Genomic DNA, 20,913 nt, shown 5'->3' with positions numbered 1-20,913 from the left:
TATTGATAAATTTTCGTATCTCCATACGTAGCCAGCTACCAAAAATAAATGGGATTTATTTTTAATTGAGATTAAGGATGACAGATGAAAAGACGTGCATTTATAAAACTAGGCGGTCAGGTGACAGTAGCAGGGACTTTGCTCACTCAGCTAAGCGCCTGCTCATCAGATGACAATGACAATAAGAAACCAGATCAGCTGGATACCGTAGATGATTTGGGTTATCAAGGTGCCTCGCCCTTTATACATGGCATCGCAAGCGGTGACCCTTTACAAGATAGAGTCATATTGTGGACGCGAGTTACCAACGATGGCAGCATTACCGCCACAAGTATTCCAGTCGGCTATAAGGTTGCCACAGATCCCGAGCTAAAAAACATCGTTGTAGAAGGTAGAGCATTAGCGACTTTAGCAGCAGACTTTACGGTCAAAGTCGATCCTAACTCTCTTCAACCTAATACCACTTATTATTACGGCTTTGAAGCATTGGGCTATCTCTCTCCTATCGGTCGTACGCGCACCATACCGCATCCAGACCTGCCAGCGAGCGAGGTTGATCGTGTACGCTTAGCGGTGGTATCTTGCTCAAACTATGGCTTTGGCTATTTTAATGGCTATGCAAACATTGCAAAACAAGCTGATATCTCAGCCGTCCTGCATTTAGGTGATTATATTTATGAGTATGCAGAAGGGTTTTATCGTGACCCTTCCTTAACCGCAGAGCGCCCCTTAGAACCTAAAAATGAAATCATCAGCTTAGAGGATTATCGCCGCCGCTACGCCTGTTACCGTACTGATATCGATTTGCAAGAATGCCATCGCCAACATCCATTTATCGTCGTTTGGGACGATCATGAAATAGCAGATAATTCATGGAAAAGTGGCGCTAGATTCCATAATGACAGCAAAGGCAGTTTTATAGAACGTAAAATGTCTGCCGTTCGTGCGTATCATGAATGGATGCCCATTAGAGACGATAAGAGCAATGAGTTGGATAGCCAACTGCGTATCTATAGACGCTTTGAGTTTGGCAAGCTGTTTGATTTAAATATGCTCGATACCCGCATTTTTGGGCGTGAAAAACTTGATGCGGCTGCCAGTAATGAGCCTGCACGCCAGCTATTGGGTTTTGAACAAGAAAACTGGCTGTATCTCAATATGTTGCAGGGCAAACGTCGGAGAGCAACATGGCAGATATTGGGGCAGCAAGTGATTCTAGCGCCCTTTAAAGGCTCATCCGCTACCAACTCTAGTGACATATGGAATGGTTACGCTAGCGCTCGCAGCCGTTTATTGGACTTTATTGAAAACAATAAGATTGACAATACGGTGGTACTCACGGGTGATTATCATGCTTCATTCGCATTCGATATCTGTAAAAACCCTTTTGATGCGAGCAGTTATAATCCTAATACGGGAGAAGGCTCAATTGCCGTCGAGTTCGTTTGCCCTGCTCTGACTTCACTGGCATTTCCTGAAAAAAACGCCGGACCAGAAGCCAATCCGCATCAAAAATTCAATAACCAGACTGATCATGGTTATATGCTACTTGATATTAATGAACAGGCTTTTCAGTGTGAATGGTATTTTACCAATACTTTAAAAACACGTGATGACAGTACCCGTTTTGCAAAAGGCTTGGTCACACAAACCAACACCAATCATCTAGTGGAAGGCACACAATCTATCCCTATTACGAAAACATCTGCATTAGCTGCCAAAGATAAAGCAGTTGCTACAAAAAAGTAAGCAGCAGTGCTAGTTATTTCAATTTAATATCAACATAACAGGTAAGAAAAAGGCGCATTATTTAAATAATGCGCCCTTTTCATTACTGATTTTTTATTTTTTCCAAAATGACAATAATTTAGACCAGCTTATAACTTACTTGTTGTATATGGCTGAGACATGAGAGACGCTGTAGGTTGCGATGTCTTATTCTGGCGAAAATATTTTGACCGGCGTGCTAGTATCTTATTCACCTCTTTTATCAAATCATGAATAACATCATCATATATCCCATGATATAACTCGGTCTCAAACTCAGTAAAAGGATGCTTACGCGGTGCAGAACTGACTTCTGTCACCCCATCCTTGGTATAAAATATATCCACTCGGCCATCGCTATTAAGTACACAATTTAATACCCCACCTTCTAGCGCCACCTCTATTCGCTCAGGCATCACAATGTAATCGTCTAAATTGATGAGCTTTTTTTCTACTTCTCGTTTAAAAAATGATTTGATATCAAACATAAATATATCTTTAACCTTATAATTATAATTTACGTTAGCACACCTAAGATTAGCTATTATTCAATATTTATCTATCGCTTTAAAAGACAGTAAACTAAAAAATAGTGACCTAAAAGAGTGTGCTTAGCAGATCAACCTTATAAGATAAGACGGTATTTTTTAAGATGGGATATGTAAAACTGCGTTTGAGGTTGGTTAATTCATAGGATTTATCTCACTCATATCCAGTCATTTTCACGAAACAGCTTTAGTACTTCAATAAATACTGCCATCTCCTCAGGCGTGCCAAGTGTCAAGCGATTGAAACCTGTAACCGGTGGAAACTCACGACCAACCTTGATGCCATGGTCGCGCATTCTCGCGATATAGGTTTTCAAATCCCCTTTTATTTCATGAAAAATAAAATTGGTCTGTGAGGGTAGATAACGCAGTCCAAGTTCGTCTAGTACTGTCTCTATCATCTGCCGCGATTGATTGGTATTGCGTAAGCTGAGCGCTAAAAACTCTGCATCATTCAATGTCGCGATAGCAGCGACTGCACCTGACAAGTTGGTATTGTCCATAGACATAAATGCTTCGACAGTCTCGATAGCTTGCGGATTGGAAATCGCGTAGCCTACTCGCATACCAGCCAAGGCACATAATTTTGAGAAAGTATGGATCACAATTAGATTGTCTGATAAGCCTTGTTTTACCCACTCAATACCACTCTCAAAACTTGAATCTGACACATACTCCAAGTACGCTTGATCTAATAAAAAATAATGGTTGTCTGGTGCATGACTTATCCAAGTTTTAAGCTTTGACGTTGATGTAATGATGCCAGTTGGGTTGTTCGGATTGCAAATATAAAATAAGCTGATACCATCAAACTCGTCAGCTGCTTTTTTTAGTCCTTCAAAATCATAATCATAGTTTTCAGCGGTTAGCGGTATCTTGACGACGGGCACACCGATGGCATCTGCATACATCTCTGCACAATCAAATGTTGGCACAGGGATCACCATTTGAAACTGCCTGCCCTCTTTTAATGCTTTATATTGCAGCATTTGCAAGGTCGCTCGAATATTTTCAGTTGAGCCATTGCCTAGTGAGATTTGGTTTTCTGCCACACCATGGATCGTAGCAATTTTACTAATGAGTGCCGCGCGTGGATTGTCAGGATAACGAAAGCCAGCACCTAAAGAGTCTGTAATGGCTTGTTTGGCAGAATCTGACATACCTAATGAGTTTTCATTTGCATTTAATTCTAAGTATTTGTTATTTTGCATCATGGATTATATGCCTCAACGTCCGTTGTTATAAGATATTTACTGCTCAGAGCTATCATATTAAGTGGCATTTGGTATAAAAACAAGTTTTGTTATAGCCAATTATTGGTTATTAATTCCTTTGAATAAAAGTGAGATTATTTTGGTCACAAGAAAGGCAAAAAAAGGCGAGTTAACCATCAGTTAACCCGCCCTACTGTTTTTACATTCTACACCTAAACTTCTAAATCAAATGCGCTTTTAACTCCAATACTTTATCACGCGTTTTTGCTGCATCTTCAAACTTCAAATCACGCGACATCTGCTTCATCAGCTTCTCAAGGCGATTAATCTCTTTCGCCAATAAATCAGGGCTCCGTAAAATACTGATATCGACATCAGGTAAATTACTCTTAACCGGAATCGCTTGATTGTCATTGGCGTTCAAATCATCACCGGTATCGATTTTATCGGTGATACTACGGCGCGCGCCCTTTGGCGTGATATTATGCTCAAGGTTAAAGGCAATCTGCTTTTCACGGCGACGATCCGTCTCATCTATCGCCTTTTGCATACTGTTGGTAATGCGATCAGCATAGAGAATTGCTTTACCATTGATATGACGCGCGGCACGACCAATGGTCTGAATCAATGAGCGCTCAGAACGTAAAAAACCTTCTTTGTCGGCATCAAATATCGCCACCAATGACACCTCAGGCATATCTAAGCCTTCACGCAACAGGTTAATGCCGACTAACACATCATGTACGCCTGTACGTAGCTCATGAATAATTTGCATACGCTCAACGGTATCGATATCCGAGTGCAGATAGGCAACTTTGACATCGTATTCTTTTAGATAACTGGTCAAATCCTCTGACATACGCTTGGTCAAGGTGGTAATCAAAACGCGCTCATCTTTTTCGCGGCGTTTGGTAATCTCAGAGAGCACATCATCGACCTGCGTCAATACAGGACGAATCTCAATCTCAGGATCAATCAGCCCCGTTGGGCGCACGACTTGCTCGACTACCTGCTCGCTGTGCTCAAGCTCATATAATGCAGGCGTGGCACTAACGTAAATCGTTTTAGGCTTGATACGCTCCCACTCTTCAAACTTCATCGGGCGGTTATTCATCGCACTTGGCAAACGAAAACCATAATTAACCAAGTTCTCTTTACGGGATCTATCGCCTTTATACATCGCGCCAATCTGCGAGACCGTCACATGTGATTCATCGAGGAATAACAGTGCATCCTCTGGAATATAATCAAACAGCGTCGGCGGCGCTTCCCCTGATGGGCGACCAGAGAGATGCTGCGAGTAGTTTTCGATACCGTTACAGTAGCCGAGCTGTTGAATCATCTCAAGGTCATACTGGGTACGCTCTTTTAAACGCTGCGCTTCTATCAGCTTATTGTTTTCTCGGAAATACTCAAGACGCGGCTCAAGCTCAGCGCGAATGGTATGACTAGCAGCCTCTAACTTATTACGCGGCGTCACATAATGGGATTTTGGATAAATAGTAATACGCGGCACGCTGCGCACCGTTTTACCGGTTAAAGGGTCGAACCACGTGATTTTTTCCACTTCATTGTCAAACAAGTGCACCCGCACCGCTAACTGCTCAGATTCCGCAGGATAGATATCCAAAAGCTCACCGCGCAAGCGATAGGTACCACGCCCAAAATCGAGCTCGTTACGGGTATATTGCATCTCAACCAAACGCTTAATCGTTGCGGTTCGGTCTATCTTGTCGCCAACGACGACATGCAAGAGCATTTTTAGATAGCTTTCTGGGTCACCCAAACCATAAATACAGGATACCGAGGCTACGATAATTGCATCGCGGCGCTCAAGCAGCGCACGCGTCGCTGATAGACGCATCTGATCAATGTGATCATTGATGGCACTGTCTTTTTCGATAAAGGTATCACTTGCCGCCACATAGGCTTCTGGCTGATAGTAATCGTAATAGCTGACAAAATACTCAACCGCATTATTGGGGAAAAACGATTTAAACTCACCATATAACTGCGCCGCAAGGGTTTTATTATGCGCCATGATAATGGTTGGGCGCTGGGTCTCAGAGATAACCTTTGCCATAGTATAGGTCTTACCCGACCCCGTCACCCCAAGTAACAGCTGCTCATCCATGCCAGCATTGATACCCTTGACCAGTTTTTCGATCGCTTGCGGCTGATCGCCTGCTGGCTCAAACTCCGTAACCATCTCAAAAGCACGACTTGATATTTGTGTCCCAGACGCGTTGACACCACTAATTTCAGCTTCGCCTTGCAGCTGAGTGGCCAATTGGTTTAACTGACGCGACGAGCGCGGTTCAGGCATTCGCATATGGTTGTCTTCCTGGTATTTATAAAAAGTTATAAAAGGTTATAAAAAAATATAAGAGCTAAGGTTCATAACAATATGGGGGTAAACCACAGTTTTTAAAGGATAATGTCTGGGTTTATCCTTCAATGGTCATACTATCTAAAAGCCAAAGTAAAGGATCGAGTCAACTTCGTATAAACAAGTGAATAACGTCCAAAACAGCAGCTTTAGTCTGAGTACTCCTAAGGTACTGACTGCAATACAAACAGTTTTTCTTTATAGAAAACGCACAGAGCGGCGGCTAACTTTACAAAGGTTTTCATGATTAACAAACTCATTACACGACCCTCGTATAAAGACTAAATGTTGGGCTTCCATCTAGTATTTAAGCTGGTATTATCGATAATGAATTTATAAGTGGTTAGCAGCATTCAGCAGCACATTGATAAATAAAAGCTGATAAATAGTATGTGATGTATAGATGCTTAACGTGCTGTTGACACCGAGATACCAAGTAAAAATTAAATTTATTAAAATAAAATAATGGAGCAAAACATGAGAGAACGTTACGCAAGTGGTATAGATGACGCAACTGCCAAAAAAATGATCGATCTGTTGAATTCAAATCTAGCGAACTTGATTGATTTGAGTATGGATAGTAAGCAGTGTCATTGGAATCTTCAAGGTACGGGCTTTATCGGTGTCCACCAGTTATTGGATGACACTTATGAGCGCCTAACTGAAGCTTATGATACGGTTGCTGAGCGTATTGTTATCCTTGGCGGTAAAGCCAATGGTATCTCTAAACGTGTCGTTGAAGACTCTATCTTAGAGACTTACCCTACTGATATTACTGATGTTGACGAGCACGTTCGTGAACTGACTAATCGCTATAAAACTATTGCAGCATCACTACGTGAAGGAATCGATACTGCGGGTGATGCAGGCGATGAAGATACAGCTGATCTGTTGACAGAAGTAAGCCGTATTGTCGATAAAGATGCTTGGTTCATCGGTGCAAATGCTCCAAAAAAAGAGACGACTAAGAATAAGAAGTAAAAGCGTTACCGCATCTGCTTAATGTATTTGTTGAATAAAAAAAGGTCACCAACTGGGTGACCTTTTTTATGCTTAATGGTTTTCATACTCTATAAAATACCTTTTATAATTTGCTTCATCTGCGGTAATAGCTCGTCTAATTGTGCTTCGGTCGCACTGGTATCATCAGGTAAAGACTGCTTTAAGAATGCAGCAGTAATTTGTGGCTGTTTGGCTAAGATACTTTGACCAACGGCTGTATCATAAAATTTGATTTGGGCATCGACCTCTGCTTGTGTGTAGTAAGTCTTAGCAGCACTGATATACGCTTGCGTTAAGGTTTGCATGTCTGCTGTCTTACCTACCCCATTGGTCATGATCTTGGCATATTGACCTAAGACACTTTGAATCTGATTTTGTAGCTCACGTTGACGTTTATCCAACGGCTTATCAGTCATCTGCTGATTCTGTGTTTGCGCATTAACCGCATCGATAGCAGCTTGCTTGCCAGCGACGATAGACTGTATTTGCTCATCAATATGCATGACCTGCATGAGCTTAATAATCGAGATATCAGTAGGCAAAGTATGACTGACATTTTTTACGTTATCCATCCTATCGGTGCTGTCAGTGCTGTCAGTGCCATTAACGCCATAAGCCACCGATTTGGCTGGCTTTGATTGCTGAATTTTATCAGCGTCACTGTGTACGATTAATTCTGCGTTAGCTTGTACAGCCGTACCTGACATCAGTGTCCCTACGACTAATGCCAGTAAAGGCGATACTATTTGTGTACGACAATTGGATGTCTTGGAGAGAGTTTTTAAAGGATTTTTCATATCATATTCTCATTATTATTATAAATCATGATTATTATACATTACGGATCTTGAGGCTCAGGCAAGCGTAAAATCTCAGCATTGGGCACTGACAAGGTTAAAATCGCTTCTTGAAATAATGCCTGACTACGAAACTGATTTTCTATCTTTTCAAATTTATGGGCAATTTCTTGCTCTTTTTGATTACCAGTAATATCGACTGCCGCAACCATAAATATTTTTTTAGGGCCGACCCATTCTAAATGCAAATAAGAAACGCTATCGATATCTGGGTGCTTAAGGAGCTGTGCTAAAACATAATCGTGCATCTTTTCTGAGACTCTATGTCCTACCAAAAAATCACGATTACGGCTGATTAAAAACAAGGCTACCGCTGCAAGCAATATACCAACGATGATAGACCCTAGTGCATCCCAAAATGGCTCACCCGTATAAGCGTGCATAGCCATCGCCGCTGCCGCTACCAGCAGACCGATGACTGCCGCTAAATCTTCGAAAAATACTCCGCGCAAGGTTGGATTGGAGGTATCAATAACATACCCTATGGCACTGACATTGATCGCTTCACCTTGTTTTTTACTCTGCAAATAGGCTTGTACTAGAGAAAAACCCTCGAGCACAAAGGCCACTGCCAAGATAATAAAACCGATGGTATAGTTAGTCTCAGTCTCAGGTGCGTTCCACTCGGTAATGCCGGTATAAATAGACACTACCGACCCTGCCATAAAGACGCCAAATGCGGCAATCATCGACCAAACGTATGACTCTTTACCATAACCAAGTGGGTGGCTTTTATCCGCAGGCTTGATCGACTTTTTCTCTGCAACAATTAACAAAGTGCCATTGCCCGCGTCTGCCCAAGAGTGCGCTGACTCCGCTATCATAGAAGCAGAACCTGTCATAAAGGCTGCGACTGTTTTGGCAATCGCAATGATAAGATTGGCACCGACTGCAATCAACACCGTTATTAATGAGCTTGATTTTTTGTCATTATAGCTTGGCTCAGATTTAGCGTAGGCAGAATCGGCTTTATTTGACGTAGTAAAGGAGTTTTGAGCGCGGGCGCGACCAATGCCGCTCATATTAGCGCGCGGCGACGGCTTATCGTTTGGATTTGATTCTGGTGGCTTTACACTCATTTGAGTCTCAGTAAATGGACGCTCTAAGGTACAAAATTAGCCTGACTATATCCAGAATATAGTCGATTCCAAATAAAATAGATACGCCATACTGTAACGCGGAACTGGTATAAATTTTTCTGGCTTGCTGTGCCTACGCCGACAGAGGCTGCGTAAAATTTATCCCAGTCCTGCTGTATCGTTTTAATACTGAATTCACTATAGTTAGATACAGACATTGGCTGACCTATTAATTACATTCCATTTACTGTAGGCAAAAAACTTGTTTTTATCAGTAATGTTTTAGTGAGAGTATGTTTATTGTCTGCACTCATGGGCAGATTATGTGCTTGCTACTTTATTATTTGATTTACTGATGTCACAGCTGATACGTTGCGAGCCTGCCATACGCAGTTTTTTGCGCTCTAACCCTGCGTCAAAGCGGCATTGCTGCAAAGCATCTTTAATCTCAAGCTTGGGAACGAGCGTCGGCTTACGATTTTCATCAATCGCCACCATGGTAAAGTAGCAGCTGTTGGTATGGCGAACGGTACGAGCGCGTACATCTTCTGCCTCTACCCGAATACCGACCTCCATTGAGGTTTTGCCGACATAATTGACACTGGCTGCAAACGTTACCAGCTCACCGACATGAATAGGCTCTCGGAACATCACTTGATCGACTGACAGCGTCACCACATAACTACCGCTATAGCGACTGGCACAGGCATAAGCGACCTGATCCAGCATCTTGAGCAAATCCCCACCATGGACATTGCCAATAAAATTGGCCATATCTGGCGTCATAAGCACTGACATATACAGCTCATGGTTTAATGGCACTGTTTTGGCGGTAGAGCTGGTGTTATATTGCGTCATAATGTTCCTTAACGGGTGTAAAATCTATTTAAAGGAGTATTTATACAGCAGCCAGTGCCACAGCGCAAATATCATCCATTTACTTTAGCTCATAGACTAGCTTAACCAATGAAAACGATAAGCAAGCCAAGCCACGATAGCACTTACTGAACCCGTCAAAAGACCGCCCCAAGCAAAATCAACCAAAGCGGTGTCCATAGTAAAACCTTTGTATAACGCTAGGCTAGTAAAATCATACGTTCCATAAGCCATCAGTCCTATCAAAGCGCCCAATAAGAAAATATGGTGTAGCGGCGCATTTGATCTGATTTGTGGGTATAAAATGATGATACATAGTGCCAGCAGATAAAACAGATAAAACACGCCAGCAGCCATCATATTAGGCTGCTCAGCAAGCAGATGTCCGATACGCTTTTCATAAAATAGACCGGTCATGGTCTTTAGCCAAACCGCATCAATGCCCAAAAATATGACCAAAGAAGCAAGATAGATATAAATATAACCCATAATAAGATCCTTTTATAATAGGGACTACGATGCAACCTATGAATGCCAGGTATCAATGTTATTCGGCTTAACGGCGGTGACTTGCACGACTCCAATGGTTCGCTCCAAAAACCCACCTTCACAGTAGCAGAAATAAAACTCCCATAGGCGAATAAACGCCTCATCATAACCGAGCGCTTTTATCTCCTCACGCTGCGTCATAAATGCGCCGCGCCAATCTCGCAGTGTATACGCATAATCAAAGCCATAATCATGCAGCTGCTTGATGACCATATCGGTCTGCTCAATAAACTGCGTGGTCAGCTCTTGATTAGACAATAAACAACCACCGGGGAAAATGTGGGTCTGAATAAAATCGACTGACTTTATATAGCTTTGATAATTTTGATCATTAAAGGTAATGGCCTGTAATACCATCAAGCCCGTTGGTTTCAAGAGGCTATTACATTTGGCAAAAAACGTCGGCAGGTACTCGTGTCCGACCGCCTCAATCATCTCGATACTGACCAATTTGTCATACTGTCCGCTAAGCTCGCGATAATCTTGCTTTAATAGCGTGACTTTATCAGTCAGCCCAGCCGCTTTGACACGGCGCTGTGCCTCTTCATATTGCGCATCGGATATAGTAGTCGTCGTTATATGACAACCATAATGCGTTGCTGCATAAATCGCAAAACCGCCCCAACCCGTCCCAATCTCTATTACAGTATCTTCAGGCTTTAGTTGTAGGCGCTCACAAATCAGTGCCAATTTGTGCTGCTGCGCTTCAGCCAACGTTGCGTTATCATTTTTATAGACTGCTGATGAGTACATCATCGTATCGTCCAAAAAACGCTGGTACATATCATTACCCAAGTCGTAATGCGCTAAAATATTGGATTTTGAGCCCGACTGATCATTGCTGCGCAGCTTATGATTGGCGCGCTCAAAAGTCTTACTAATAACCGCAAAACGATTTTCTAACTGATTGAGCACTGCCAAATTACGCGCAGCTAATCGAATCAAAGCCGTCAAATCATCTGTATCCCATTCGCCATTAATATAGCTGTCCGCTAGCGCAATAGAGCCGCCAAATAATAACTGACGATAGACGCTGCTATCATGAATGGTCAGCGTCACACTCAATGGGTGACGACCAATAGCTGAGCTGCTTATGTTGTCAGAAGAGGCTTTGCCAAAATGATGCGGCTTAGACGCCTGTCCAATAAAATCCTCAATGATAGTCATACTGCCAAATTGAATATGGGTCAAAGCGCGAAATATGGCTTTTCGCGCCAGATAATTGATGCTATGACTGACGGGCTGCAAAATAGCACTGTCATTAATCGTTTGACTGATGTGAGCAGTGAATTTCTCTAGTGTTGACGTGGCTGCTTTACTGGCAAGTCGTGCTGACATCTTTTATTCATCCTTGTATAAATATCCAATAGTAAGAGCGCTACGTGAAACCCTTAAAGCTTTGACATCACAACTAATGCTCATGCTTATTATTGCCATTATTCTGCTTGCTACCTGCTAATCTCTCATCGTAATTGATATAAGGTACTTTTTTAATGGCATAAAGCTTAAAAGCCTGTCCATAAATACGCAGGACAGAGGTCATATTCATCAGTGGGTTTTTGCGTATGCTCGCCGCAATCGTTGCCGCCGTCATTGGTACGCCAGACATTTTTATGCCTGTTTTTAATACCTCGCCGCGCCTGTCGCTGATATGAATCACAATACGAACATCTAAATATTGTTCAGAATTATTTTCCGTCTCACTTTTTACTTTACTAATGTCAGTATTTCTTATTGACCTTGTAACCGTTACTTGCCACTGATATCGCTGATCAATCGGATTAAAAGGCGAGACGTGAAAATCTTTATCATGACAAAACTCAGTATGTATCCCATCTAGCAGAAACCCATAATAATGGCGTTTGTCCCATGGTGTATTGGATACTTCTGCCAACAGATGGCTGGGTTTTTGCTCTGTATCAAAACCCAGATAAAAATTTACTGGGCTAAAATATAGTCCCGCATTACGGCAAATAACCATACCCATCATATCGCCTGTTGGCGCACTACCCGTCTTTTCTATAAATGCTCGGATTAAACGTCGCTTAAGTGCTTTAACCTCTGTTAAATACTCTTCTTTCTTATCAGCACCTTTGCTTTTACCTAATCTATCTTTGTCTTGGGCGCTTAGCCCTTGTAAATAATCTTTAGGATAAAACTGTTGCAAGGCTTTTTTGGTGGCAGAAAATAGCCACGGTTGATTAAATGGCAATTTTTTTAGGAACGTATTGCCGCTAAATGGTCTGATAGCGACTTCTGGTAAAGCTTGCCCTGCTGCCAATGCGCTAATATTGACGCCCCAATAACGATAAGGGTAAGTAAATTTATGCATACTTGGTAGCAAGCGGCTGTGCCATGTTGTGCCGTGAAATATTTGGTGCGGTAGGCGCTGAGTAACATCTAAAAATGGAGGCTCTGCGCTGATATTGTTAGGCTGTTCTGCTTTTGCCATACTGACCACCCTCAATTAATAACGCTATATCAAACGCTACAGATGCTTATGTTTACGAGCAGCAAAGAACCCCAGTTTCTTCTTTTTAAACGCTTTCGCCGTAGGCTCCAATGTTGCAATATATTGCACCAATTCTTGGTTGGTCGTCGCAGTAACCAGCTGACGTTTTTTAAGTTTGCGTAATTGTTTGTCTGCCTTTATCGGCAAGTCTTTATAGCGAAACGGCGTATGGGCACTGTCAGCATCAGGCAAATGACTTGGGTCAACGCTGTCCTTAATATCGATGTCACATCCCAATACCTGACAGACACGTAGTGCGCTTCTTACGCCGTCTTCATGAAAGCCGTTGAACCAATAAGCACCACAAAAATGGGTGTGAGAATCGCTATTAGAGATACTTGACCACTGCCCTTGCGCGGCTATCATCTGGTTATTAAATACCGGATGGCTATAGTTGATACGCTTGATCACGTGGCTCTCGTCTACCTCATGATTGAGGGTGACTAAATAATTGTGCTGCTTGGTCAAGCGCTGCAAAATATTCATATGATAGGTTAATACTGGCTTTGTGGCAGTTTGCAGCGACTCTTTATTTTTTTTAATAGCATTTTTATCATCAATTAAATAATTCCAGCTTGCCCATGTGAGCAGCTTTTTGGGCAAGACTGAGCTATCGGTATGCAAAACGGCGGTATTATCCGTAAAGATAAAATGACTCAACACTTCTTGCTCGCTAGGATTGGCATCTTGTAATATTTTGAGCGCTGTATCTGCATGACAGGCAAAGATAACCTCATCAAATACCATCACCTGCGCTTTACCAGCGGTTTTATCTACAACGTCTAATATCACCTTGTCATCTTTGCGAATAACGGACTGCACGGGGCTGTTCACACGAATACTGCCACCTGCTTTCACAAAACGTTTGACCAGCTTATTGACATACTGCTTGGAGCCGCCTTTTATCGTAAACCACTGCGGACGATTGACTACCTCAAGCAAACCATGGTTATCAAAGAATCGAGCAAAAAACACCAAAGGGAAATCTTGGACGTCGCACATACTGGTCGACCAAATAGCAGACACCATCGGCAATAAATAGTTGTCCGTGAATAAGTCGCCGTACTTTTTACTATTTAGATACTCACCTAGCGTTTGTTTGGTAAAAATATCAATATCCTGCCCTTGCTCACGCGCGTTAGCATAATCTTGGCGCAGCTGACGCACCTGTTTATTAAACTGCAAAATATCATTCATAAATCCCCAAAACTTGGGGTTCAAGATATTTTTGCGCTGTGATAACAAGGTATTGAGCGTATGACCATTATATTCAAAACGTCGTGCCGTATTTTTAACAGAAAAACTCATATCCGTTGCTTGAAATGGCACTTGCAGCTCATAAAGCAGGCGAAAAAAGTTAGGATAAGTGCGCTCATTAAAGACAATAAATCCAGTATCTATGGCACTTTTTTCAACTTTATTGGACTTGGACTTTTTACCGTCTTGTAGCGTCACATCGATGGTATTTACGTGCCCACCGATATAATCACTGGCTTCAAATACGGTAACGTCATATTGCGCTGCCAAATAATGAGCACAAGTTAATCCTGATACCCCTGAGCCAATAATAGCGATACGCTTCTTAGCAGGAGCCTTCTTGTCAGCATTTGCATGATGGCTTGTATCGCTAATAACGCCTTCTATTTGCTTAGATAGTTGCTTAAATAATTGCTTAGATTTACGGCGCAAAAAAGGCATAAAGTATCCCTAATTATTTTATGTATACAGTCTCAAAAACATCAAATCGGCTATTTTTTATTGATTGTTGCACTGACCTGTTGCCAAACCATATCAGGTAATGTCCCTAATACTTTTAATGGTAAAGTCAGTTTTTTGGGAAATTCAATCACCTCATGACCGCTTGCAATACCGTCACGAATTGCGTGACTTGCCTGCTTAGGGGTTTGTAAAAACGGCATCGCAAAGTCGTTTTGCCTGGTCATCGGCGTCTCTACAAATCCGGGCACCACCAAACTCACCGCGACACCTTGCGGTGCAAGGCTAATCTGCAAAGTTTTCATTAAGTAGTGAATAGCTGCTTTTGAGCTGCCATAAGCTTCTGCACGAGCAAAGGGTACATAAGCTGATGCTGAACCAATACCAACTAAGCGTCCTTTTGCAGTAATCAGCTTTGGCAGCACGCCTTCGATGGCATGCGATAATGTTCCAATATTGACTGATAGCACTTTCATAAACACTGCACTGTCAAAGTTTGGCATCTCTAAATACTCACACATGCCCGCGCCCAAAATTGCTAAATCAATCTCCCTAATTTTGTCAAAGGCTGTTAATACCTGCTCGCGATCCATCAAATCAAGCTCAATCGTCTCTGCTCCTAAATCTTGAAGCTCAGACAATGCGTCCTTATCGCGACCAACGGCATAGACATAATGTCCCTCTTGCAGATAGTCTTTTGCCAGCTGATAACCAATCCCAGAAGTCGCACCCGTAATCACAATATGGAGTTTTTTAACAGTGTCTGTCATCGCAAATATCCTTTTTATCGTTTATTGCCTTATTTTCCATGTGGATTTAATAAATCGCTACGTTACAAGCGCTTAGCAGCCTTACAACGATTATTCAGGTCATTTCATTAACGTTATTTTATTAACCAAATCAGTCTTTTATTTATAAAATCTAAATAATTATAGTACAAGCACATCGCTTTATTTGTTGTTACTTCGCAAACAGAGTCGTATCAAAGATAGAATGCGAATGACTCAACAATACTCTTTACAATAGCGCTAATATTTTTAATGTATAAAAATATGAAAAAAAAGCTTGACCTATTTTTTATCTTTGCTAGAATACGCCCCACTTAGCAAGAACTCATTAGAGACTTACTAAGCTCGTTGTAAGCGATTAAACACTTACAGCTCATTCTCCAATAGCTCAGTTGGTAGAGCAACGGACTGTTAATCCGTGTGTCCCTGGTTCGAGCCCAGGTTGGAGAGCCATATTTTAGTAGTAAATTTTTTGAATCATTTTTGATTCGATTATGGCATTTGCCAAGACCCTCATCACTTTGATGGGGGTTTTTTTATGGCTGATACCTTTGTAATAATCGTCTAAATGACTAAACAATAAGGGTATTTGACAACCACATAACAGACTCAGGTTGCCAACTCTTGCAATTAATTTGGTTATCGCAATAACTTCTCCCTATAATAAAGTCCAAGAAAATATATAATCTATCCCATCATACCCTTAACCATTCAAGGACTGGATTTTTATGAGTAATAATGAACAAATAACCTCCTCTGACAATACCCATTACCTGCATCATACCTTTTTTGAGCCGAGTAAGAGCGAGACTGCCATTAGCGCAACCTTATTGATTGTACACGGGATGGCAGAGCACAGCGGACGTTATGCAGACTTTGCGCAATTTTTAGCCGATCAGGGTATTGCGGTCGCCACTTATGATCAGCTTGGCCATGGCAAAACCGTCAAGTCCGCCAAAGACTTGGGGTTTTTTGGTGAAGAGCATCCTGTGCAGACATTGTTAAAAGATGTCATCATCATGGCAGACAGCTTAAAAGCGCGTCATCCGAATGTGCCACATTTTATTATGGGTCATTCTATGGGCTCGTTTATCGTCCGTAACGTTCTAAAGCACCATGCGCGCAACTTTACTGGTGCTATTTTAATGGGTACAGCGGATGCCAATCCATTGACCAAAGTGTTATTACCAGTCAATAAGTTACTGACAAAAGCGGCGCCTAAAAAGCCAAACAGCCTTTTTGCAAATGTGATGAGTAAGGTACTCAATAGCAAGCTTAACAATCGTATTTCTTCATCAAAGTTTGCATGGTTAAGCGAAGACCCTGCCGCTGTCGAAGCCTATGAAGCCGATCCTTTGACAGGTTTTGACTTTACCAATAATGGCTTTATGACCCTCTTTACACTGATGGATGCAGGCTTGCGTAAAAACTGGGCGATGACAATTGCCAAAGATTTTCCGATGTTATTAATCAGCGGAGAGAATGACCCGATCGGTGATATGGGTCGCGGTATTCGTCGCATTGCCAATCGCTTAGACAGACAACATTTTGATCATGTGTCTGTGCAGCTCTATCCTCATATACGCCATGAGCCGTTACATGAGCAAGATAAGGAGCAGGTTTACCAAGACATCTTAGGCTGGATAAATAGCAATACCTAAGCCCATAACACCCCAAACTTATCATACCGTCTATCACGTTTGCTAAAAGTTGCCAAATTAGCGACAATACGGCACGTTTATTATTTACCTTCATCAATTTTAGGAATGTTTATGTCATTACAACAAACCATCGAACAAGCTTTTGAAAACCGCAACGACTATAGCCCAGCAACCATGCCACAAGATGTCCGTGATGCCATCAATCAAGTGCTTGAGCAGCTAGATAACGGTACTTTACGCGTTGCAGAAAAAAAGGATGGCGAATGGGTCGTCAATCAGTGGGCAAAAAAAGCCGTCTTGCTATCGTTTCGCTTAAATGACAACTACGTGCAAGCAGCAGGCGAGCATGTACAGTTTTATGACAAGGTACCAACCAAATTTGCCGATTGGACAGAAGCGCAGTTTAAAGAAGCGGGCGTACGTGTTGTACCACCAGCCGTTGCGCGTAAAGGCTCATTCATTGCACCAGGTGCGGTATTAATGCCATCTTATGTCAATATCGGTGCTTATGTCGACAAAGGCGCGATGGTAGATACTTGGGCGACTGTTGGTTCATGTGCTCAAATCGGTAAAAACGTCCATCTGTCAGGCGGCGTTGGTATTGGCGGTGTATTAGAGCCATTACAAGCAAATCCTACTATCATCGAAGACAACTGCTTTATCGGGGCGCGCTCTGAAATCGTTGAAGGCGTTATCGTAGAAGAAGGCGCCGTTATCTCTATGGGTGTCTATATCGGTCAGTCGACCCGTATTTATGATCGCGAAACAGGCGAGATTCATCGTGGTCGCGTGCCAGCTGGCTCAGTCGTTGTACCAGGCAGCTTGCCGTCTGAAGATGGTACGCATAGCCTATATGCTGCTATCATCGTAAAAAAAGTCGATGCGCAAACCCGTGCTAAAACCTCGGTAAATGAGTTATTACGTTTAGCGTAAATAATTAATTGCAACTGTTATCGTATTAAGTTGTGTTAAATAAAAAAGATGCTGAAGCTTTGTGCTCCAGCATCTTTTTTTGTTGTTAGAGAGCAGCTTAGTAGCAAACTTTACGTTATAATCTTGGTCTTATCTGGATACTAAAACTTCTAGCACAAGACAGATTCTTCAACCTTTTTTATCTGATATGTGCTCAATAGCATAATCACATCCTAACTGTATTTGAAATATTATGAGTGAGTTATCTTTACGCACCGCCGCTATTCCTGTCACCGACCCTGAAGCGGGCTTACGTTTGACAGAGATTTTTTATTCCTTGCAAGGTGAGGCACTGACTTCAGGACTGCCAACGATATTTGTGCGCTTAACCGGCTGCCCGCTACGCTGTGTCTATTGCGATACCGAATACGCCTTTAGTGGCGGTGAGCGTCAGTCGCTTGAGACGATTATGACAACCATCGCAAGCTTCCCTTGCAAGCGTATTTGCTTGACTGGGGGCGAGCCTTTAGCTCAGCCAAATGCGATTGAGTTGATGAAACGCTTGCTAAACGATGGTTATGAGATTTCTCTTGAAACGGCAGGCGCATTGACGGTCGAAAACGTCCCGCCCGCGGTCAGCAAGGTGATGGATTTAAAAACCCCAAGCTCAGGTGAGGTCGATAAGAATCTTTGGTCAAATCTCGACTACCTCACCCAACACGACCAAATCAAGTTTGTCATTATGAATCGCACCGATTACGACTGGGCAAAAGCCAAACTTATCGAATATAAGCTCGATAAATTGGTCGGTACTGTATGGTTTTCACCGATGTTTAATGTGGCACAGGAAGACACGGCAAACGATGATAGCCCAGATGTGCCAGTGCTTGCACGTGAGCTTGCCGAATGGATATTAGACGACGCCCTGCCCGTACGTTTTCAATTGCAACTGCACAAAATTATTTGGGCAGATGCCAAAGGTAAATAGCACTTAAAATCTAAATGGACACTTAGAGACATAACAAGCCAAGGAATAAAGGGATAGGTATGGTCAAACTCATTTTATTAGGCTTATTAGCAGGGGCATTTTTTAGTTCTACCTTTATATTAAATGAGATGATGAGTAGTGCCGGTGGTCACTGGTTTTGGTCAGCAAGTCTACGCTATTTATTTATGTGGCTAATCATCACTGTTATGATCGTGATGCAGCATGGTTTTGGACGCATTAAAGAATTGAGCGCCATATTTCTTCAGCATTGGCGATTTTGGTGTATCACCGGCAGTATTGGCTTTGGTATATTTTATACCGGTATTTGCTATGCTGGCGACCACGTTGCCGGCTGGGTAGTTGCGGCAACCTTTATGTTTACGGTGGTGACAAGCTTATTGGTACTGGTGGCATTTGGGCAACGATTTGATAAGAAATTTATTATCTATGCACTACTGGTCTTTATTGGCGTGGTGATGGTCAACGTCAGTGAAGGCTTGCATGCCTCTACCCTTGCTGACACCGTCCCGATGGCTGATATGCTGCTCTATGGTGCGCTGCCGGCGCTGATTGCAGCATTCAGTTATCCAATTGGCAATCAGCTGGTGTGGCAAGTGTCGCACAATTCGCGCAAACATAGCGCTGAGCAGCAACGGGCTCGTGACAACCTTCAGTTAAACGATCTTCAATCACATAACCTTCAATTAAATAATCTTCAATCAAACGACGCTACTACTCATATTGATGGTGGCATTGATATGCATAGCCAGCGCATCGTTACCGAAGCTCCTATCCTACCTGTCGATAGACAGGCGGCATCACGTTTGCAAGACCTTATCGCCCGTATTCCGGCTATTGAAACCACCTTATTACAAAATGCCTTTAATAAGGTCTGGCTAATGACCCTCGGTAGCTTGCCGTTTTGGCTACTATTGGGTTTAATCATACGTCCTGAGCAACCGGCGACCACACAGGTCTTCAATACCCTGTTGGTGGCAGTACTCGCAGGGGTTGCAGCGACGAGCATATTTTTATATGCGCGTGAGCAGGCAGTGACCTCAAGTGAGGTGGCAGGCGTAGATTCTACCCAAGCTAGTGAGGTGATATTTGCTTTGATCGGCGGCATGCTATTATTAAATAATGCCCTTCCTTCTACACTAGGCTTGGTGGGTATTGCGCTTATCATTTTAGGGCTGATATTATTTGCAAAAGATGGCTAAAGCTTAAATACAAGGCTTAAATACAGCGATGATAAACAACTTTATTTTCCCAGATATCCTGCTGTATATGTTAGATATGGTGGGCATTATCGCCTGCGCTATCGCTGGTACATTACTTGCGCAGCATAAAGGCTTTGATATTGCAGGCTGTATATTAGTCGCACTCGTCAATGCTATCGGCGGCGGTACGCTACGTGATATGGCACTTGATCGACATCCGCTATTTTGGATGACAGATCTCAATTACGTGATTGTCATTACTGTCACCTCTCTTATCTTACAAATATTTTTTCATCTGTATCATAAGATTGATAACGCGCTGAAGTTCTTTGATGCGATTGGTTTAGCTGCCTTTAGTGTGATTGGTTTTAAAGTGGCATTAGCGCAAGAGGTAGCGCCGATAATCGCCATTATGATGGCCGTCTGGACAGCCATTATCGGTGGCCTATTGCGTGATATCATTTGCAATGAGATTCCACTCGTCCTACAGCGTGAGATTTATATTACTGCCAGTATTGTAGGCTCATTGGCGTATTTGGCGCTCGACTACTTGGGGCTAGACGCGACCATAAACGAATTTACAATGCTGTTTATCATCTTTGCAGTGCGTATGCTGGCATTGAAGTTTGATTGGCACTTGCCTTCTATTCGTTTAGTCGATTAACTAATTAACTAATTAACTAATTAACTAATTAACTAATTAACTGATTAACTGATTAACTGATTAACTGATTAACTGATTAACTGATTAACTGATTAACTGATTAACTGATTAACTGATTAACTGATTAACTGATTAACTGATTAACTGATTAACTGATTAACTGATTAACTG

At 42.3% G+C, this 20,913-nt stretch carries 18 protein-coding genes and 1 tRNA gene; 8 read left to right on the top strand and 11 right to left on the bottom strand.

Translation table 11 applies throughout. The features are described 5' to 3' along the window. Positions 1 to 84: 84 nt before the first annotated feature. Entirely contained in the window at positions 85 to 1,749 is a 1,665-nt protein-coding gene (locus tag ABYU67_RS06090; protein WP_372844114.1) for an alkaline phosphatase, read from the top strand. A gap of 128 nt (positions 1,750 to 1,877) precedes the next feature. Here the strand turns inward: ABYU67_RS06090 and ABYU67_RS06085 are convergent, their stop codons facing one another. The 3 genes from ABYU67_RS06085 to uvrB form a co-directional block, all read right to left on the bottom strand. After that, complete coding sequence (locus tag ABYU67_RS06085) at positions 1,878 to 2,255, bottom strand: hypothetical protein (protein ID WP_372844113.1); 378 nt, start codon at positions 2,253 to 2,255, stop codon at positions 1,878 to 1,880. A gap of 218 nt (positions 2,256 to 2,473) precedes the next feature. After that, positions 2,474 to 3,529: a histidinol-phosphate transaminase gene (locus tag ABYU67_RS06080; RefSeq protein WP_372844112.1), complete on the bottom strand. Its 1,056-nt coding sequence runs from the start codon at positions 3,527 to 3,529 to the stop codon at positions 2,474 to 2,476. A 220-nt stretch (positions 3,530 to 3,749) separates the two neighbouring features. Further along, complete coding sequence (gene uvrB, locus ABYU67_RS06075; protein ID WP_372844111.1) at positions 3,750 to 5,861, bottom strand: excinuclease ABC subunit UvrB; 2,112 nt, start codon at positions 5,859 to 5,861, stop codon at positions 3,750 to 3,752. Positions 5,862 to 6,395: 534 nt separating this feature from the next. Between uvrB and dps the strand changes: the two genes are divergently transcribed. Further along, positions 6,396 to 6,899, top strand: a complete 504-nt coding sequence (gene dps, locus ABYU67_RS06070; protein ID WP_372844110.1) for a DNA starvation/stationary phase protection protein Dps — start codon at positions 6,396 to 6,398, stop codon at positions 6,897 to 6,899. Positions 6,900 to 6,988: 89 nt separating this feature from the next. Here dps and ABYU67_RS06065 read toward each other — a convergent pair whose 3' ends face one another. The 8 genes from ABYU67_RS06065 to ABYU67_RS06030 all read right to left on the bottom strand — a co-directional run bounded on the left by ABYU67_RS06065 (position 6,989) and on the right by ABYU67_RS06030 (position 15,279). Beyond that, a complete protein-coding gene (locus ABYU67_RS06065; protein ID WP_372844109.1) occupies positions 6,989 to 7,717 on the bottom strand; it encodes a DUF2059 domain-containing protein in 729 nt (242 codons plus the stop codon). Between the two features lie 41 nt (positions 7,718 to 7,758). Further along, positions 7,759 to 8,856, bottom strand: a complete 1,098-nt coding sequence (locus ABYU67_RS06060) for a cation diffusion facilitator family transporter (protein WP_372844108.1) — start codon at positions 8,854 to 8,856, stop codon at positions 7,759 to 7,761. Between the two features lie 321 nt (positions 8,857 to 9,177). Continuing rightward, positions 9,178 to 9,714 carry an acyl-CoA thioesterase gene (locus ABYU67_RS06055; RefSeq protein ID WP_372844107.1) on the bottom strand — a complete coding sequence of 179 codons (537 nt, stop codon included), beginning with the start codon at positions 9,712 to 9,714 and terminating at the stop codon, positions 9,178 to 9,180. A 96-nt stretch (positions 9,715 to 9,810) separates the two neighbouring features. Beyond that, positions 9,811 to 10,221 carry a DUF2177 family protein gene (locus tag ABYU67_RS06050; RefSeq protein WP_372844106.1) on the bottom strand — a complete coding sequence of 137 codons (411 nt, stop codon included), beginning with the start codon at positions 10,219 to 10,221 and terminating at the stop codon, positions 9,811 to 9,813. 36 nt (positions 10,222 to 10,257) lie between these two features. Further along, the gene (locus ABYU67_RS06045) at positions 10,258 to 11,619 is read right to left on the bottom strand and encodes a class I SAM-dependent methyltransferase (RefSeq protein ID WP_372844105.1); all 1,362 of its coding nucleotides are present in this window, start codon (positions 11,617 to 11,619) and stop codon (positions 10,258 to 10,260) included. A gap of 73 nt (positions 11,620 to 11,692) precedes the next feature. Then, on the bottom strand, positions 11,693 to 12,733 hold the full coding sequence (locus ABYU67_RS06040; protein ID WP_372844104.1) for a DUF1365 domain-containing protein: 1,041 nt from the start codon (positions 12,731 to 12,733) through the stop codon (positions 11,693 to 11,695). Positions 12,734 to 12,769: 36 nt separating this feature from the next. Then, a complete protein-coding gene (locus ABYU67_RS06035; protein ID WP_372844103.1) occupies positions 12,770 to 14,491 on the bottom strand; it encodes an NAD(P)/FAD-dependent oxidoreductase in 1,722 nt (573 codons plus the stop codon). A 50-nt stretch (positions 14,492 to 14,541) separates the two neighbouring features. Beyond that, positions 14,542 to 15,279, bottom strand: a complete 738-nt coding sequence (locus ABYU67_RS06030; protein WP_372844102.1) for an SDR family NAD(P)-dependent oxidoreductase — start codon at positions 15,277 to 15,279, stop codon at positions 14,542 to 14,544. 395 nt (positions 15,280 to 15,674) lie between these two features. Between ABYU67_RS06030 and ABYU67_RS06025 the strand changes: the two genes are divergently transcribed. The 6 genes from ABYU67_RS06025 (at position 15,675) to ABYU67_RS06000 (ending at position 20,742) form a co-directional block, all read left to right on the top strand. After that, positions 15,675 to 15,750: transfer RNA gene (locus tag ABYU67_RS06025), tRNA-Asn, on the top strand. Positions 15,751 to 16,025: 275 nt separating this feature from the next. After that, positions 16,026 to 16,958 (top strand): lysophospholipase, encoded by a 933-nt coding sequence (locus ABYU67_RS06020; protein ID WP_372844101.1) that lies wholly within the window; start codon positions 16,026 to 16,028, stop codon positions 16,956 to 16,958. Between the two features lie 111 nt (positions 16,959 to 17,069). Beyond that, positions 17,070 to 17,891 (top strand): 2,3,4,5-tetrahydropyridine-2,6-dicarboxylate N-succinyltransferase, encoded by an 822-nt coding sequence (dapD, locus tag ABYU67_RS06015; protein ID WP_372844100.1) that lies wholly within the window; start codon positions 17,070 to 17,072, stop codon positions 17,889 to 17,891. A gap of 232 nt (positions 17,892 to 18,123) precedes the next feature. Beyond that, positions 18,124 to 18,858, top strand: a complete 735-nt coding sequence (queE, locus tag ABYU67_RS06010) for a 7-carboxy-7-deazaguanine synthase QueE (protein ID WP_372844099.1) — start codon at positions 18,124 to 18,126, stop codon at positions 18,856 to 18,858. A gap of 59 nt (positions 18,859 to 18,917) precedes the next feature. Further along, a complete protein-coding gene (locus ABYU67_RS06005) occupies positions 18,918 to 20,078 on the top strand; it encodes a multidrug resistance efflux transporter family protein (protein ID WP_372844098.1) in 1,161 nt (386 codons plus the stop codon). Between the two features lie 28 nt (positions 20,079 to 20,106). Further along, entirely contained in the window at positions 20,107 to 20,742 is a 636-nt protein-coding gene (locus tag ABYU67_RS06000; protein ID WP_372844097.1) for a trimeric intracellular cation channel family protein, read from the top strand. Positions 20,743 to 20,913: the final 171 nt, after the last annotated feature.

The sequence above is a fragment of the Psychrobacter sp. genome, assembly GCF_041554015.1.
Taxonomy (GTDB): domain Bacteria; phylum Pseudomonadota; class Gammaproteobacteria; order Pseudomonadales; family Moraxellaceae; genus Psychrobacter.
This window is presented reverse-complemented; position numbering and strand designations above follow the sequence as displayed.